This window comes from Planctomicrobium mucosum, assembly GCF_051466335.1.
GTDB lineage: Bacteria > Planctomycetota > Planctomycetia > Planctomycetales > Planctomycetaceae > Planctomicrobium.
On record NZ_CP195793.1, the window covers coordinates 285,518 to 301,214 of the forward strand.

Here is a 15,697-nt window from a genome sequence, read left to right on the forward strand (position 1 = left end):
GCGGTATTCACTGTGCGGGGATCGGACCGAATCTCGACACCGCACGGCTCGGATCAGTGCTGTGATGATCGCGAATCGTTGGAGCTCTCTTCACGAGCAGGAATCGATTTTCCATGCGGGTCGAGGTGAGGAGAATCCAACTCGACATCTAGCTGTGCCTGCAGATCGCGGTCAAGATAGTGCTCGACCCGGTCTGCAGAGCCATGCAACGTTCCGCCATCCAGCTGAAAGTGTTTGTGCAGATACGATTCCCAAAGGCGATGGGAACGGACAAGTTCGCTGGCCTGTTCCATACCAGTCGCAGTGAGGTGCAGTGAATCTGTCCCCGCGACCAACCCCTTGGCTCGCAGACGCCACAGAGCGAGTCGCCATGTGAGCGGTGAAATCCATGATGCCATCTTGCGAATGATCGTTGGGGACGTCCCCGCCTGTCCGCTCGATTCCTGACTTCGAAAAAGCGCCGCGAGAATGTCATCGGTAGCCATTCGGAAGACGAGGGAATTCTTCGCAATCCAGCGTCCCATTAGGCCATCCTGCGGAGAGAAGAGCATAAATAGAACGAAGAAAATGCCGCAGGCTACTGCCATCATCCCAGAAGTGCCTGCGTCTTGAACGTTTGGAAATCCCAGTCGCGAAAAAATCATAACGGGGAGAGTTTTTGAAAGAACGTGCCCCACGATCGCGCTCAGGGCAGCGATGATCAAGCTGAGTGAAATCATTGTCCAGAGACGATTGCAGACCAATTGGCTACAAGCTGCTGGGACGATCAGGATCGCCACAACAAGAATGCTTCCAACGGATGTGAACGCTGTAACGACAGTCGCTGCTGTCACTCCCATTAGTAAATAATGGAGAGTCCCCGCCGGAATCCCGAGCGACGTTGCCATCTCTGAATCAAAAGCAGCCACTCTCAGCTCTTTGAAGAACAGCATTAACAGGATGCCGTTGATGATCAGCAGGGCTCCGTTGGTCAGGGCCGCCATCGGGATTTCAATGCCGCCAATGGGAACGCTGTCCAGAACCGTCAATTCGATCTGTCCAAAGAGAACGCATTCGGGATCAAGGTGAATGTCATCTGCCGTGAGGCGGATCAGTAAGAGGCCGAGTGCAAATAGCGAGGTGAATACAACGCCCAGCGCGGCGTTTCCTTCGACACGTCCGAGTTTTTGAACGCTTTCCGTCAGGATCGCTGTCAGAATGCCAATCACAATTGCTCCTGTGATCAGAAGCAATGGCTCGATGGCTGTCAGTCCGGCTGCAGTGATCCAACCTGAGTCTTTTAACCACTGTCCAAACAGATAGGCCAAAACGACCCCTGGGAGAGCAGTGTGGCTGAGTGCATCTCCCATCATGCTTTGCTGTCGCAGGACAAGCCAAACTCCCGGGAGCGTACAAGACATTGCAGCCAGTGCAGCCACGATCACAATGGCTGTGTCGTAGTAATGCCATGAAAACCCTGACGCAACAGCAACTGTTGGTAAAAAGCTGAGCAGACTATCGGTCGGGAGCAGGGTCATCATGCCAAATTTCGCAATGAGCGATGCTGAGTGGAGTTATTCCCCTCGCGCGAGTTGTCTCGAGCGTTCTGTGGCGGCGCGAACGGCATTCATCAAGGTCGCGCGAAGAGCCCCTTGTTCCAGAGCGTGGAGACCGGCGATTGTGGTTCCGCCGGGGCTTGTGACTGCATCTTTCAACTGACCGGGGTGTTCGCCGGTTTCCAGTACCATACGTGCCGCTCCGAGCAGCGTTTGGGCAGCAAGTTGAGTTGCCACGTTTCTTGGAAGTCCGACAAGGACGCCACCGTCGCTGAGCGCTTCGATCATTTCGAAAACGTAGGCAGGGCCGCTCCCGGAAAGCCCGGTCACAGCATCCAACAAGGACTCTGAGACCTGCATGGCGATGCCGACAGTTCCCAGCAATTTCGCGACAAGGTCCGCATCTTCAGCTGTCGCGAATTTGCCTCGTGCGAATCCGGATGCACCTGCTCCGACGAGAGCAGGTGTGTTCGGCATTACGCGGACAATTCTTCGTTCACCCAGGGCTGCCTCCATCTGAGAGAGCGTCACTCCAGCAGCGATGGAAACGATGAGATGTTGATCGGTGAAATCAGCTTTTAGCTCGCTCAGTAGGCTGGACATCGATTGTGGTTTAACGGCGAGAATCACCACATTGGATTTTTGCAGCACTTCCTGATTGCTAGTCGCTGCCTGCCCTTTTGTTGCCTTTGAAAAACTTTCGACAGCAGCTGAGACAACATCGCTGGCGATGATGTTCTCAGGCTTGGCAAATCCGGAGTCGATCAACCCCTTTCCCAATGCGGTCGCCATCTTACCAGCACCGAGGAACCCGACTTTCACTTCATCCATCGCAATGATCCATTCGCTGAAAACCTTCTGGTCAGGCGTATCTTAGCAAGCAATCGAAACGGGGTGCCACTGCGAGCGATGGGTTCCTTTGTTCGCCCGTTGGCTCACTCAGGGGGGCGGTGAAGTGCTTGGATTGTTCTGTTCTGGACCGGTTCCCGGGCGGGGGACACCTTTGCCGGCGAGAATGTATTCAGTGCGTCCAGCAGCGTATTCCTCAGCTGTAAGAGAGTCTTCCCCGGCTGCCTGTATTGTGCCTGCATCAGTGAAGCATTTCTGGAGGTACCGAATGCACCACCCACACCCTGTCCCGGCTCCCCCGCAGTCGCTGAGCTGACTGGCTCGGCGTGGCTGATGGATACGAATGAAATTCAGAACTTTTCGTTTACTGATGTGGAAGCAATAACAGACTTTGTCGTCGAGTTTCATCAGTGTCTGACGTTCCGGAGTATGGGGCGGCCGCTGAATCCTATTTTAGTCGAGAACCATTGAACGTAAATCGGCTGGCGTACAAGTTTTCAGCTTGGAGGGTTGCATCAGGGATTATCAGTATAAGTGAAAAGGGTGCTATTTTTCGTAATCCGGATGTGAAGAAAACACTCAAAATAAGGGGGAGAGCATTCCCAGACGCCCTCTGTTTGAGTACAGAAGAGAGCCAAGACTGAGTCAGAAAATGAGCATCAATACTGGCTGATGCTCATTTTCTGGAGATTCGCTCTCGGGGCACTGCTTGTTTCCCTATCCCGGCGCAGTTACGCTCCCTGTATTCGATATCTCGGCGGCGGAAAATGTCCCAATCTTTGCAAGATCACAACCGAATTGTCATCACCGGTGTCGGCCTGACGGCTCCAAACGGTGATAACCTGACTGATTACCGTGCAGCTCTTTTGGCTGGTAAATCGGGGGTCGTTCCATTCCAGACCCGGTACATCAAACAGCCCGTGCTGGCTGGCGTCTGTAATTTCGACGAGTTCAAATATCAGAAGAAGAAGGAACGCCGTCGCGGAACCCGCGCTGGCTCCGTCTCCATCTATTGTGCCAACGAAGCTGTTATCGATTCCGGAATCGATTGGGCGAATGTTCCCAAAGATCGAGTTGGCGTCTATCTCGGCATTACCGAGCACGGCAACGTCGAAACTGAGAGCGAGATCTATGAGATTTCGCAGTTCGACTACGACACAAAGGTCTGGTCTCACCATCACAATCCTCGCACGGTGGCCAATAATCCGGCCGGCGAAGTGACCCTGAACATGGGGATTACGGGACCGCATTTGACCGTTGGTGCTGCTTGTGCTGCCGGGAACGCAGGCTTTATTTACGGTTTGCAGATGCTTCGCCTCGGTGAAGTTGACCTGGCAATTGCTGGGGGAATTTCCGAGAGTATTCATACGTTCGGAATTTTCGCGAGCTTCGCGAGCCAAGGGGCGCTCGCCTGGAACGAAGATCCAACGAAAGCAAGTCGCCCGTTCGACACGCAACGAAACGGAATTGTGGTATCAGAGGGTGGTGGGATCTGCACACTCGAACGCCTTCCGGACGCAATTGCCCGTGGAGCGAAGATTTACGGCGAAATCGTTGGCCACGCCATGAATTCGGATGCTCTGGATTTTGTGCTGCCATCATCAAGTCGGCAGGCTGAATGCGTTCAATTGGCTCTTAAGCGGGCTGGGTTGACCGCAGACGACATCGACATTGTCTCCAGTCATGCGACTGCAACAGAACAAGGGGATATCGAGGAATCCCGGGCGTTGCGCTCAGTGTTCGGCGATCGTCCAAGTCTTGCCATCAATAACACGAAAAGTTTCATTGGTCACGCGATGGGTGCTGCTGGAGCCCTCGAGTTGATGGGCAACATCCCTGCCTTTCAGGACAACATTGCCCACGCTACAATCAATCTCGACCAACAGGATCCCCGTTGCGAACTTCCACAAGTCGTCGCTAACCATCCGCGAAAGATGGAACGGGTCGAGTATATTCTCAACAATTCGTTCGGGATGCTCGGAATCAACTCTGTCGTGATTGTGAAGAAGTTCCCTGCAGAGAATGGCGGAGTCTACGCCTAAGAACGCAGGTTCTGTCAGATCGCGTTCATTTCATTCAAGACACATCGGTGGAAGAGGAAGTATCGGAATGACTCGGCCAGAAATTCGGGAAGTGATCATCAGTATTCTGGAACGGATCGCCCCGGACGAAGACCTGTCCAATCTGGATGACTCTGTCGCTTTTCGCGAGCAGATGGAACTCGACAGCATGGATTTCCTCGATATCGTCATGGAATTGCGAAAGCAATATCGTGTTCAGATTCCAGAAAATGAATACGAACACCTGATCACCATGGACAGCACTGTCAATTATCTCGAGCCAAAGCTGGCTGACGTTGCCAAGTAATCAATTTGGCTCGACAGGCTGACTGCCCGACTTTAAGCCTCCTGGACTCAGTAATGTGAGTCCAGGAGGCTTTTTTGTGCTTGTCGCCAGAGCTTCCCAGCGAGTTACATCTCAGTCGAATTATTCAGCGATTGCCTGAACTCATGGATGGCGGGTGACAGTTCGGAAAAGGGTTGAAAACCGCTTCTCTTTGTGACCATGCTCGCATCGATTACTTCCAGGGTCGCGATGCTTTCTGCTGCCACTTTTTCTCCAAGTCGGCTTTCAAGTAAAATGATTACGCCTGTTTCAAGTGCGTCTTCATCGGCGTCATCGAGATTGGGGACAGCGATGATCAAATCGACCAGGCCGGGATCATCAAACGACTCTTCGAGGCGGAATTGCAGTTCTTGGGTATCCAGCCTGATCCCATCTGATTCGAACACAAAATCCTGATCAATCGGCTGCCTGAACGCGACGACCCTCCAGCCTTGCATGGCGGGTGCCATGGCAACGATCTGCTCAACCAGTGGGAAAAGCTCGATGTTCCCCTCAGAAGTAATAGTCAGCTCATTGACTCCGGAAGCATCGGTCGGACTCACCTCTATGGCCAACTCAGGGTGGCATTCATAAAGATGCGAGTGCAGTTTATCAAAGGCTGCATCTCGATCGTCGTCGCTGATGACGCGATACTCTTCGGCGTTTTTTGAAAACCAGTTCCAGAATTTTGCTTCGGGTGAGCTTCCAGTACGGTCGTTCATGTTGCTTCCAGTTTTGTAGGTTCAGGCTGGCATCGCTGTCATTCAGACTACGTTGCATTGTCTGGACGTACAATTGAAAGCTGTAAAAAGCGTGGCAAACTGAAGAGACGCACGCCTGGTCGCGATACCGATTCCACAAGCAATTACTTCTCGCGGACAAACGCGAGAGGGTATTCCGATTGTGGATCCGAAACCCGGAGTGTGACTTTCCCGTCGAGAACATCAGCGAGAAGCTGACCACAGACCTCCTGTCTCCATCCCTGCATGAGGCGTGGAGTGTCCCCTTTACGGTTCTCGAACACGTGCCAGCGAACGAAGTCTTTCAGGTCAGCAGCCGTGGCGACGAGCGTCATGGAAACGCTCATTTCCTGGCAACGGTTGGCCAATGCGAGGCCAAGGATTCTCCCGAGAACTTCATCCTGAGCGGGGTGAAGGTTGCCGACGTTCTTTTCCGGTAGCTGGTCCGCGGGGAGTGCGCTAGCAGCCAGAATGATTTCAACAAACGTCTCAGCGTGCTGTTGGTAGTCTCGGCGATTCATATCGCGAGTCAGGTTCAGTTCGCGAAGAGTCTTGGGTTGCCGATGTGCGAGTTCGACCAGTAAATCGTCTCGCAAAATGCGACGTTGTGGCCGATCGGTGCGTTCTGCTTCCTGGTTTCTCCACTGATAGAGTGCACGGGCTACCGCCATCTCTCGGCGGTTTAATCGTCCGTAGCCGGGGAGTTTCAGCCAGCCTTCGCGATCTTCCTCAGCGAGAACATAGTCAATAAACCGCTCGAATTCTGATGTCGCCCAGCTCAACCGTCCCTGTTCTTCCAGAGAGGCTGATTGTTTGGCCCAGATGGCTGGAAGATGCCGGACATCTTCCATTGCGTAATTCAACTGCTGTTCGGAGAGCGGGCGAAACTGCCAGTCAGTGCGAGTCTCTTTCCCGTGAAGAATCGGGAATCCGAGGACGCGGGAGACCAGATTCGTGTAAGAGATGGGGAATCCGCGTGAACGGAGCCCTTCTGCGATCTGGACGTCGACGAGTTTCCTAGGACGGTTACCTGTCGCAAACTGACAGAATCGAATTTCTTCGCGGCCGCCATGGACGAGGATTGTCGTCCTGTCGTCCGTCATGATGTCCCACCATTGCGTCAGGTCCGGAATTTCGAACGGATCGACGGCAAAGGATTCGCTGTCCGGTAGTGCAAATTGCAGCAGGCACAGACGAGGCCGGAAGTAAAATTCCGAGATGAATTCCGTGTCAAAAGATACCAAACCTGCGTCGCGGATGCGTTGGCAGAGATGGTCGAATTCAGATTGTGTGGCGATCAGCGTCACGGCAGGCGTGTTATCTATAGAGGCGAGTCCTGAACTTTTTGCAGCTTAAGACAGATAGGCCGCGCCCGCAATCGCCTGCAGGAACCAACCTTTCGAGAAGATCAAATCGGTCGAATTGGCTCCGATGAGAGCGAAACTGCGGATGGGATGGAATGAGGCTGATTGCTCACCCATTCCTCGGCACTCGTGCCAAATGTCGCGAAGGAGTCCATAAACATGGACTCTCTGCATGAGGATGAGTAGTTGTTCTGCAGCGACAAATTTTTGCCATCGATGTCGCTATTTGAGCATCTCGTGTTTTTTCATCTTGTTGTAGAGGGTTACACGTGAGATCCCGAGGTCTTTCGCGGTCCGTGTTCTGCTGAAATTGTTCTTGAACAAGACTTGCTCGATGATTTCCTTCTCGCTCAGTCCAACCTGTCGTTCGAGAGTTTGGCCGGATGATGAGCCGATGGTGCCAAGCTGAACACTTGGGTCATTCGCTGGGCCAACTTTACCGGAAAGCAGGTGAGGCGGGAGAGATTCCCGACTGAGGATTCCGTTTCGGCAGTAGATGACGGCACGTTGAATGACATGTTCAAGTTCTCGGACATTCCCCGGCCACGGGTAGGCCAACAGGGCTTCGAGCGCGGAATCGTCGATCTGATGGATTTTAATCCCGTGCTTTTCAGAGAATCTCGCAACGAACTTTTTCGCCATCGGGATGATGTCGATTTTTCTTCTTCGCAGCGGTGGGATTTCGAACTTAAGCATATTCAAGCGGTAGTACAGGTCAGGGCGGAATTTTCCGGCTTCGACAAGTGGCTCAAGGTTAAGATTGCTGGCGACAACCAGTCGCGCCTGCGACTTGAACGTGACGTTGGAGCCGACCGCTTCAAATTCACCGGTTTCAATAACGCGAAGAAGTTTGACCTGCTGCTCGGGGCCGAGAACGTCAATTTCGTCGAGAAGCATTGTCCCTTTTCTAGCTGCAACGAACTTTCCTTCCTTGTCCGCGTGAGCACTTGTAAACGAGCCCTTTGTATGGCCAAACAGTTCGCTTTCAATCAGTTCTCGAGGAAGGGCCCCGCACGCAATGTGAATGAAGGGTTCGTTGCGACGAGGAGAGGCCTCGTGGATCAGGTTCGACAGAAATGTTTTTCCTGATCCTGTTTCACCGATCAACAATATGGTGACGTCATGGCTGGCTGCGATCATGAGATCGTCCAGCATCTGCTTCAACTCAACAGACCGCGTTTCGAAACGCCGGGTAACTCCTTCAAAGACGGATTCGCCAAGCGTCTCGCGAACTGGACTGACCTCTGGAGTACCACTTGCAACCGGCTCGACGGAAGGAGGATTCGACGCTGGGCCAAACGCGATTCGTGGCGTGGCCTGGAGTGATTCTGCAAATCGTCTCGCGACTTCTGTTGGGACCGGTGCCCCGACGATGAGGGAAATTTTTCCGTCGCTGGAAAGCTGATTCAATTGCGCAAAAGAACCGTCACGGACGGCAGCGATCACTTGTGTCTGAGGATGGTTGACCTGAATTTCATGAATCAGGTCGATTGACACCTGCTCGGTGGCAGCGAGAAATCGAACATCCAGAAACGCGATTGCTGCGTTGCTTTCGCGAAGAAGGTGTGGGATCTGTAGCAGATTGGTCGTGATGCTGAGGTGGTACTGCTCGCTGAGTCTTCCTGCGAGTTCTCTCGCAAGGCGTTCGTCAGCAGTGGCAACAACGACTGCAGGTAATGACATGGGGAATCTGCCCTGATTTCATTCCGGATGGTGTTGCGACTCCCGCCGCCGCCGAGTGAGCCCATGACTGGCGACTGAGAGATACAACATGTTTCAGCTCATTCACGATTGTGAACAGACTGACTCTCATCAAATGGAATGCCGATCTCATGCACAAAGTTGTCAGTTTTGCTGCAAAGTGTTGTGCAAACAAGGCTTTTGATTCACCCGACAGTAAGAGTTGATCGCTGAGGACCGTTTCTGCGGTGCAAAAAGGCAACGTAAAAGTTGCTGACTGTTTCCGAACGGAAACACTGTTCTAAAACTCAACAATCAGTCGAGGTGCTCTTCGCAGCTTCAATCTTTCCAGCCATTCGCCTTCCAGAGTTCTGCGTTCTCGAACTTCATCACAGCCTGGTTCAATTGCAGGTCGACCTGCGTGAACTCCGCTGCGTGCGAACGTAGAAACTCAGTCAGCTCTTCGCTCCACGCAGCTTGATAGCGGACAGACCACCAACCAGTATCGGGGTCAGGTGGAGGGCCGGGAATGTCGATGCCATCAGGATCGGGCTCGCGCATTTGGCCAAGAATCCAGACGGTTTCGCCACGGGTGAGTCTCTCTTGAATCTGCTTCTTAATGAGAGGCATAGGAGAGCCTGCGGTCATGGCTTCCTGAACCCAGTCGTACCGGTGCATCTTGATTTCGGGCATCGGGGGGATGCTCTCCCAAGTTCCTTTGCCTTCGTAGTACCAGAGAAAGCTGCATCCGATGTACCAAGGGGAGATCACGACCAAGTCCCCTGGCTTTTCGTTTGCCTCGACCGCTTTCGCGATGAGGTCGACGTTCGACTTGCGTTCAATGAGACGAGCGAGGTCAAGTGGAATCTGACAGACAGCGAAGAGACACGCTGCAATCATCAAGCCCTTGCGACGTTTTGCGTTGGCGAACGTGAACGTCTGAAAGATGGTGGCGATGCTACAGACGCAGAGATTCATCAGCATCATGTAGTACCAAACCTGCGTGGGATAACTGAGGTAGTTCAGGAACTCCAGAAAGCAGAGAACGCCGAGGCTGAGTGATCCTAGTGAGAATTGGATGAGAGACTGCTGGTCTTTGAAGGCCTTTGGATCGTCTTCAGCTGAAGGATTTCGATAGAGCAGTTTCAGTCCGACAGCGATCGTAACGATAAAAATTCCGACCCAGAGGATTCTGAAGAAGAGCAGTTCGCCTCCGCAGGAGTTAATGAACCTTTGGAGATAGTCGAGGCTGGACATGGGGACTTTGATCAGAATCGCCCATTTGGAACCAGAACCATAATTCGACAGGTAGGGAATTACGGTGAGCCCGCTCAAGAATCCAATTGACAGTACGAGGATCGAAGTTCGGATCTCTTTGTTTCGCCATCCAACGAACGCAGCGCTGAGCCCCATGGCTAGGATTAACATGCTGTTCTGAATGACGCACTGAACACTGAGAATGCTGGTCAATAACGTGAACAGGCTCCACCCGACCGTCCGTTTTCTGATGAGCTGACAAAAACCTGCGAATGTCAAAACGATCATCACGCAACCTAGCCCGTAACCTCGAAGAGATCCGGCCCAGGAGAGGATTGTCGGGTTCAAAGCAATCAGGGCCATTGCGACAACTGGTGCGCGTCGTGTCGTCATCCACGATGTAAACCAATGAGCCGCAATCAACGCAATGCTGACGACCAGTCCATAGGAACGCAGCGCAGCGTCGCTGGTGCCGATTTGAGCAGTAAGTGTTCGAATCAGACCATGAAAGGCGAGAGGGAAGGCTTCGAAGTGGAAGAGCTGACGAACGTCATTCCAGTCAGGGAGGGTTGCGACCTGGAGAAAAGCAGCTTCATCTCGCCAGAGTGGACCGACATACAGAAAGCCGATCACCACCAAAACCACTGCCACGAAGGTCAGTAATAGCGAAATGCCCCATTCACTGACTTGAATTGACATCCTTTTCAAAGAGGCAGTCCTTGGAGGATAATAGTGGAAAAGAAGGCCATTTTGCGGATTTCTCGAGCGAGACTTTACGGTAACTGCAGTATATAGTCGGGTCAAGATTCACAGAATGTTGGAGCCGATGTGATCATCTTAAGATGATCTGGATTCTTGGTTACGGCGAGTCTCTCATCTTTGCGGGTTGTATTGTTCAATGGAATATTCTGGAGTCGCCGTCTTTCTGTTCAGCATGATTGCGGGACGAGTTCTTACGGAAGGGGCGTTGCGGGAGCTGACCAGCGATAAGCGACAGACCGTTCTTGAGAAGTTTTCGAACGCACGCTTATTCACGGTGATGCCCATCGCTGGGCTTGCGCTGTTGTTTTTGTACGCGAATTCGAGAGCGCCAGACAAATTCACAGCAATCACGGCTGGTTATCTGGTGGCCGCGATCGCCTTCCTCGTCGTTCGCACCGTGGTGCTTCGAAGGTACCTGTCGAAGCTGCAACTTCCGGAAAGTTATCAGAGACGTTTTGGCATTGCCCAGCTGCTCAGTGTTCTGGGTGTGGTCTGGTTCAGTCTCGTTGAAGCATTGAAATTGACCAGTAATCGTTAAGAAATCAGTCAAGGGGCAGCGTGAATGTGGATTGTCTTAATTGCTGGATCTGTGTTGATCGGTCGATTACTCGAACGTCGCGCCACAAATGAACTGACCGAGTCCCAGCAATATCGAATTGCAGTTTCGCTGATGACTTTCAGGAAGATCGAACGGATTGTCTTCTTCACCGTGCTTGGACCGCTGTTGCTCACTGCTCTGACACCTTTGGGAAAAAATCGGCTTTTTGTTGGCGGAATTGACCTCGTGTTGTTCATGCTGTTACTCAGCGCATTCGGCTATCAGACTTTTCGGGTTTCACGGCTGGATCTTCCGGGGACGTTTCGTGTGAAGTATTTTCTCTCGTTGCTAGTGGTATATTTTCCCGCAATTGTAATGCTTTACGGAGAATTGGAACGACTACAGATCCTCTACTGAATTCCGATTCCATTTCGGAAAGGTGCGTTCCTCGCCACGGCAATCGCAAGGACCACATGACTTGATCTACGGGCTTGCTGGAATTTCGCCCGATCGGATTTGTTCGACCTGCGTGTCCGCGTTGTGTCGCAATACGATGACACAACGCGGATTCTCTTATTTCGGTGAGGCACACAAACCAGATCTCAAGCGCTCGCCTGATCAAGTTTCGAGACTTCTTCAGCCGAGAGTGTGAGCGATGCCGAGGTGACAATCTCGTTTAGCTGTTCGACAGAGGTCGCACTGACGATCGGAGCGGTCACACTTGGACGTTGAATCAGCCAGGCGAGTGCCACAACTGCTGGAACAGTCGAGCGTGCTGCCGAGACTTCATCGAGAGATTTAAGAATCCTGAAACCTCGTTCATTGAGGTACTTGGCGCCAATTCCAGCACCACGAGCACTCTTCGAAAGATCTGCCTCTGAGCGGTATTTTCCGGACAAGAATCCAGCGGCAATCGAGTAATACCCAATGACGCCCAACTGATGTTTCAGGCAGACCGCTTCCAGTTCATCTTCGAAAACGGCACGGTCAAAGAGGTTGTACTCTGGCTGCAATGAAGCGTAGGCAGGGAGATTGTTTTGCCGACTCACATTAAGCGCTTCTTCAAGTCTGGCTGCTGAATAATTCGACGCCCCGATCGCTCGAACCTTACCTTGCTTGATGAGCGTATCGTAGGCAGAAAGCGTCTCGTCGATAGAAGTGCTTTCGTCGTCCTGATGTGACTGGTACAGGTCAATCGTGTCGATCTGGAGTCGTTTCAAAGAGTCTTCTACAGACTTCAGGATGTAGTCCTTTTTCAGTCCTTGAGACCCATCGCCCATCGGGAGGCCAACCTTGGTGGCGATGATGACCTGGTCCCGTTTCCCAGAAGACTTGAACCAGTTCCCAATAACAGTTTCAGACTCTCCCCCCTGATTTCCGGGAACCCAGGCTGAGTACATGTTCGCTGTGTCGATCAGATTGAATCCGTGATCGACAAAGGCGTCAAGGACCTTGAAGGACTGGTTCTGGTCGATCGTCCAACCGAAGACATTTCCTCCCAGTGCGAGCGGAGCAACAGAGATCCCGGATGTTCCCAGTGGTTTCAATTTCATGATGTTCACTTGTTGGGTAACTGATGAGCGACTGACAGGACGAACTGTAGAAGAATTTTGATCAAGGCGATCAGCTCGATCTACGCTGTCCCATTAACAAAAAAGAGTCCGACACAAAGCAAAGCGGGACAGAATTCTTTGATTCTGTCCCGCAATTCTGAACTGGATTAACCGATGACGTCCGGATCTGTTTCAGGAACAGCATCGCTGTCTGGATCAAACCATTCTGGCTTGAACACAATTCGCTTCTGGTGGGCCATCGCGAGGTTTGCTGTCATCGCCATGATCGCGTCTGCCATGGCAACGATACCGTTGCACCGGAGACCGCCCTGGTCTGCTGGAATTGGTTTTCCTTCTGGCCAATAAGTTGGACCTTGATTGCGGATGGCGTAGCAGAAGTGCTCCATCTCTTCGCGATAACCGCGTGAGACGTTGACAGCCCAGTCGGCACCACTACTTCCACCTTTACTTGCTCCTGAGGTGGTCTCATACGCTTCCAGAACTGGACCGCCGCCAGCAGCACTGCCAGAGACAACCCAGAGTCGCTGATCTGGACCGCCGCCATTGCTACCGCGTCCTTCTTCCTTCCAGAGCATCGCCTCTTTCTCTGTCTTCATGAACAGAGTACCGCGACTACCGTAAACGATTTCACCGTAGGGCTCGAACTTATTGGTGCTGATCGAGGAGTAGGTCACGATGCACTTATCGCGATTGTTCTTCTCGTATTGCTTCCCGGGAAATTCGAACGTGACGAAGATGGCGTCATCGATCTCGCGATCGTCATCCCATTTATCCTTCGGGCCAACGCCTTCGATGCCGTAGAAGTTCTTCCCTCCGTGCCCTTGCACAGCAACCGGATGAACTTTTCCAAGAAAGATGCTGCAGGCGTCCATCTGGTGGCTTCCGAGTTCGGCCATAATTCCGCCGCCGGTCTCGTTATAAAGCCTCCAGTTCACGAGCTTGTTGATGTTCTCGAAACCGAAGTCTTTCAGAGGTGCGTCCTTGAGGGCAGCAGCGTCCGCTTTGGGGATCGACTTCTGCCAGGCATCGCCCGCTGGGAAGCTATTGTTACGATGCCATTGGGCTCGGATGTACTTGATGTCCCCGAGCAGCCCGTTCTGCACGAGACTGTTGGCGTTGTGATACAACACGCTGTAATGCCGTTGATGGCCGACAGCCAGGAGCAGATTTTTCTCCTTGGCTTTGCGAATCATCTGCTTGCACTGGGTGATGGTGCGAGCCATGAGTTTCTCTGTCAGAACATGCAGGCCGGCATCCATGCAGTCCATTGCAATCTGAGCATGAGTCACCAACGGGGTCGCAATCACGACTGCTTCGAGTTTCAGCTCTTTGGCGTGCTCAATCAGCTCTTTATGACTCTCGAAGCGGCGGATCTTTCCAGCTTTCTCAACGCCGAGCTTCTTGATCAGTCCAATGCGGTTTTCGTTACCGTCCCCCTCGAAGGCACGGTCGCGGTTAGTTGGTCGCAGGTCTGCGATCGCCACCACTTCCATGTACTTCTCTGGATGTTCCGTCAGGAGAATGCTTCCTTCGTCGCCGGTTCCGATAAAGGCGACGCGAACCGGGGAGGCTTCGAGCTCTTTGTAACCGAAGTAGGCGATGCCGACTCCGAGTGTTCCGGCAGCCGCAGCTTTCATCAAGTCACGGCGGTTCACGTCGAGCGAAGAGATTCCATCCACCGCGCGGGTGAAGTTCTCTTTGCCAATCCCTTCTTGCTCTGGACTCAATGCCATGACTTACTTTCTCTCTCGGTAAGATTCCTCGGTCAACAAGTCGAGCTATTGCGTCCTGAAACGCGGTCAGACATGTTGTTCGGTGGGCAATTCACGGTGGGCGATTCACATTATTGTTGAGCGGCACTCTCAAGAGGACAAGCCCCCTGTTTAGTGCCTTCTTCTATTGTGACCAGCATTGAGGAGAATTTGAAGCAGAAACGGGCAGCCGGTAGCTGGGAACGCCGAGAGAGTTGGTAAAGGCTGTTAAGGAATGCCTGACCTGAATCAATCAATCTATGAATACATCTGACCACGGCCGGTTGCTTCGAACGCGTTCAGAAAATGCTCAATTACCGGAACTGAACTCGTATTCCACGTGATCGCAATGACATCAAATCTTCCGCGACGGTTCAGCTGTTTCTTTTCCTTGAGCCAGGCAAGAGCTGCGCGGGTCAACTGTCGCTGTTTTGTGGAGTCAACTGCTTCGCTGGGGTGGCCGGCTCGTGAATTCCGGCGGGTCTTGACTTCGACGAAGACGATTACGTCTCCGTGCAGGGCGATCAGGTCAATTTCACCGAACTGATTCCGTGCTTGCCGTGCAAGGATTTTGTATCCATTGTTCTTCAGGAACCGGGCTGCGAGTCGCTCTCCACGATTTCCAAAAATCCGCCTGATCCAGCCAATTCTCATCGTTGATCCGATTCCGTGGGAGAGAGATCGTGACTCGAAAGTATCAAAGATAAAGCAGAATTGAGGATAGCCGAAACGCGAACTGGCTGCTCGTGTCGCCACGGCAGCCAGTTCGGAAATTTCTTTTCACTCCGCCACTTGAATGTGGTTGGTGAAGTGAAACTATGTTGCAGTTTCGGCTTCAGCAGCCTTGGCACGACGCTCTGTCAAGCGAGTTGCCTTACCAATACGATCGCGGAGGTAGAAGAGCTTCGCGCGGCGAACGCGAGCGTGACGTTTCACGACGACGTTTGCAACTTTTGGAGAGTTGACAGGGAATGTTCGCTCAACACCTTCACCGGCAACAATACGGCGAACGATGAACATTTCAGCCATTCCGTGTCCACGGCGAGCAATGACAACGCCGGAGAAAATCTGAATACGCTCTTTATCGCCTTCGAGAATTCGGGTGTGAACTTCGACGGAGTCACCGACGGTGAAGTTCAATGGTTCAGCGCGAAGGCTTGGCTGTTCAGCAAGATCAAGTAGCTTGTGACGCATGACAGTCTTTCAGATTGCCTCGAGAGGTGCCAGAGGGAAACGGCACGTCGATTTGTGTAGATCGTCTT

The 15,697-nt window shown here is 52.5% G+C and carries 15 protein-coding genes; 4 read left to right on the top strand and 11 right to left on the bottom strand.

The features are described 5' to 3' along the window. Positions 1 to 53 precede the first annotated feature (53 nt). From SH668x_RS01205 to SH668x_RS01215, 3 genes are all read right to left on the bottom strand, one after another. Complete coding sequence (locus SH668x_RS01205) at positions 54 to 1,520, bottom strand: metal ABC transporter permease (RefSeq protein WP_437186874.1); 1,467 nt, start codon at positions 1,518 to 1,520, stop codon at positions 54 to 56. Positions 1,521 to 1,553: 33 nt separating this feature from the next. Next, positions 1,554 to 2,366 carry a pyrroline-5-carboxylate reductase gene (gene proC / locus SH668x_RS01210; protein ID WP_437186875.1) on the bottom strand — a complete coding sequence of 271 codons (813 nt, stop codon included), beginning with the start codon at positions 2,364 to 2,366 and terminating at the stop codon, positions 1,554 to 1,556. A 108-nt stretch (positions 2,367 to 2,474) separates the two neighbouring features. Continuing rightward, complete coding sequence (locus tag SH668x_RS01215; protein WP_437186876.1) at positions 2,475 to 2,792, bottom strand: (2Fe-2S)-binding protein; 318 nt, start codon at positions 2,790 to 2,792, stop codon at positions 2,475 to 2,477. Between the two features lie 359 nt (positions 2,793 to 3,151). On the opposite strand from SH668x_RS01215, the gene SH668x_RS01220 reads away from it, so the two are divergent. Next, positions 3,152 to 4,426, top strand: a complete 1,275-nt coding sequence (locus SH668x_RS01220) for a beta-ketoacyl-[acyl-carrier-protein] synthase family protein (protein ID WP_437186877.1) — start codon at positions 3,152 to 3,154, stop codon at positions 4,424 to 4,426. A 67-nt stretch (positions 4,427 to 4,493) separates the two neighbouring features. Continuing rightward, entirely contained in the window at positions 4,494 to 4,751 is a 258-nt protein-coding gene (locus SH668x_RS01225) for an acyl carrier protein (protein ID WP_437186878.1), read from the top strand. Positions 4,752 to 4,855: 104 nt separating this feature from the next. Here SH668x_RS01225 and SH668x_RS01230 read toward each other — a convergent pair whose 3' ends face one another. From SH668x_RS01230 to SH668x_RS01245, 4 genes are all read right to left on the bottom strand, one after another. Next, the gene (locus tag SH668x_RS01230; RefSeq protein WP_437186879.1) at positions 4,856 to 5,491 is read right to left on the bottom strand and encodes a hypothetical protein; all 636 of its coding nucleotides are present in this window, start codon (positions 5,489 to 5,491) and stop codon (positions 4,856 to 4,858) included. A gap of 143 nt (positions 5,492 to 5,634) precedes the next feature. Beyond that, the gene (locus SH668x_RS01235) at positions 5,635 to 6,816 is read right to left on the bottom strand and encodes a ribonuclease D (protein WP_437186880.1); all 1,182 of its coding nucleotides are present in this window, start codon (positions 6,814 to 6,816) and stop codon (positions 5,635 to 5,637) included. 279 nt (positions 6,817 to 7,095) lie between these two features. Then, positions 7,096 to 8,556, bottom strand: coding sequence for a sigma-54 interaction domain-containing protein (locus tag SH668x_RS01240; protein WP_437186881.1), 1,461 nt, complete (start codon positions 8,554 to 8,556; stop codon positions 7,096 to 7,098). A gap of 336 nt (positions 8,557 to 8,892) precedes the next feature. After that, positions 8,893 to 10,509, bottom strand: coding sequence for a hypothetical protein (locus SH668x_RS01245; protein ID WP_437186882.1), 1,617 nt, complete (start codon positions 10,507 to 10,509; stop codon positions 8,893 to 8,895). Positions 10,510 to 10,708: 199 nt separating this feature from the next. Between SH668x_RS01245 and SH668x_RS01250 the strand changes: the two genes are divergently transcribed. Both SH668x_RS01250 and SH668x_RS01255 read left to right on the top strand, forming a co-directional pair. Next, the gene (locus SH668x_RS01250; RefSeq protein ID WP_437186883.1) at positions 10,709 to 11,110 is read left to right on the top strand and encodes a hypothetical protein; all 402 of its coding nucleotides are present in this window, start codon (positions 10,709 to 10,711) and stop codon (positions 11,108 to 11,110) included. 24 nt (positions 11,111 to 11,134) lie between these two features. Beyond that, positions 11,135 to 11,527 (top strand): hypothetical protein, encoded by a 393-nt coding sequence (locus SH668x_RS01255; protein ID WP_437186884.1) that lies wholly within the window; start codon positions 11,135 to 11,137, stop codon positions 11,525 to 11,527. A 185-nt stretch (positions 11,528 to 11,712) separates the two neighbouring features. Here SH668x_RS01255 and SH668x_RS01260 read toward each other — a convergent pair whose 3' ends face one another. The 4 genes from SH668x_RS01260 to rplS all read right to left on the bottom strand — a co-directional run bounded on the left by SH668x_RS01260 (position 11,713) and on the right by rplS (position 15,629). Continuing rightward, complete coding sequence (locus SH668x_RS01260) at positions 11,713 to 12,663, bottom strand: aldo/keto reductase (RefSeq protein WP_437186885.1); 951 nt, start codon at positions 12,661 to 12,663, stop codon at positions 11,713 to 11,715. A 167-nt stretch (positions 12,664 to 12,830) separates the two neighbouring features. Beyond that, on the bottom strand, positions 12,831 to 14,417 hold the full coding sequence (locus SH668x_RS01265) for a Gfo/Idh/MocA family protein (protein WP_437186886.1): 1,587 nt from the start codon (positions 14,415 to 14,417) through the stop codon (positions 12,831 to 12,833). Between the two features lie 276 nt (positions 14,418 to 14,693). After that, positions 14,694 to 15,089 carry a YraN family protein gene (locus tag SH668x_RS01270; RefSeq protein ID WP_437186887.1) on the bottom strand — a complete coding sequence of 132 codons (396 nt, stop codon included), beginning with the start codon at positions 15,087 to 15,089 and terminating at the stop codon, positions 14,694 to 14,696. A gap of 162 nt (positions 15,090 to 15,251) precedes the next feature. Continuing rightward, entirely contained in the window at positions 15,252 to 15,629 is a 378-nt protein-coding gene (rplS, locus tag SH668x_RS01275) for a 50S ribosomal protein L19 (RefSeq protein WP_437186888.1), read from the bottom strand. Between the last annotated feature and the right edge of the window lie 68 nt (positions 15,630 to 15,697).

Bases quoted from the DNA above. Each gene is read 5' to 3' on its own strand.
- SH668x_RS01215 (WP_437186876.1), bottom strand. From the start codon at position 2,792: ATGAAACTCGACGACAAAGTCTGTTATTGCTTCCACATCAGTAAACGA.
- SH668x_RS01225 (WP_437186878.1), top strand. From the start codon at position 4,494: ATGACTCGGCCAGAAATTCGGGAAGTGATCATCAGTATTCTGGAACGG.
- SH668x_RS01255 (WP_437186884.1), top strand. From the start codon at position 11,135: ATGTGGATTGTCTTAATTGCTGGATCTGTGTTGATCGGTCGATTACTC.
- SH668x_RS01265 (WP_437186886.1), bottom strand. From the start codon at position 14,417: ATGGCATTGAGTCCAGAGCAAGAAGGGATTGGCAAAGAGAACTTCACC.
- SH668x_RS01245 (WP_437186882.1), bottom strand. From the start codon at position 10,509: ATGTCAATTCAAGTCAGTGAATGGGGCATTTCGCTATTACTGACCTTC.
- proC (WP_437186875.1), bottom strand. From the start codon at position 2,366: ATGGATGAAGTGAAAGTCGGGTTCCTCGGTGCTGGTAAGATGGCGACC.
- SH668x_RS01205 (WP_437186874.1), bottom strand. From the start codon at position 1,520: ATGATGACCCTGCTCCCGACCGATAGTCTGCTCAGCTTTTTACCAACA.
- SH668x_RS01260 (WP_437186885.1), bottom strand. From the start codon at position 12,663: ATGAAATTGAAACCACTGGGAACATCCGGGATCTCTGTTGCTCCGCTC.
- SH668x_RS01230 (WP_437186879.1), bottom strand. From the start codon at position 5,491: ATGAACGACCGTACTGGAAGCTCACCCGAAGCAAAATTCTGGAACTGG.
- SH668x_RS01240 (WP_437186881.1), bottom strand. From the start codon at position 8,556: ATGTCATTACCTGCAGTCGTTGTTGCCACTGCTGACGAACGCCTTGCG.
- rplS (WP_437186888.1), bottom strand. From the start codon at position 15,629: ATGCGTCACAAGCTACTTGATCTTGCTGAACAGCCAAGCCTTCGCGCT.
- SH668x_RS01270 (WP_437186887.1), bottom strand. From the start codon at position 15,089: ATGAGAATTGGCTGGATCAGGCGGATTTTTGGAAATCGTGGAGAGCGA.
- SH668x_RS01220 (WP_437186877.1), top strand. From the start codon at position 3,152: ATGTCCCAATCTTTGCAAGATCACAACCGAATTGTCATCACCGGTGTC.
- SH668x_RS01250 (WP_437186883.1), top strand. From the start codon at position 10,709: ATGGAATATTCTGGAGTCGCCGTCTTTCTGTTCAGCATGATTGCGGGA.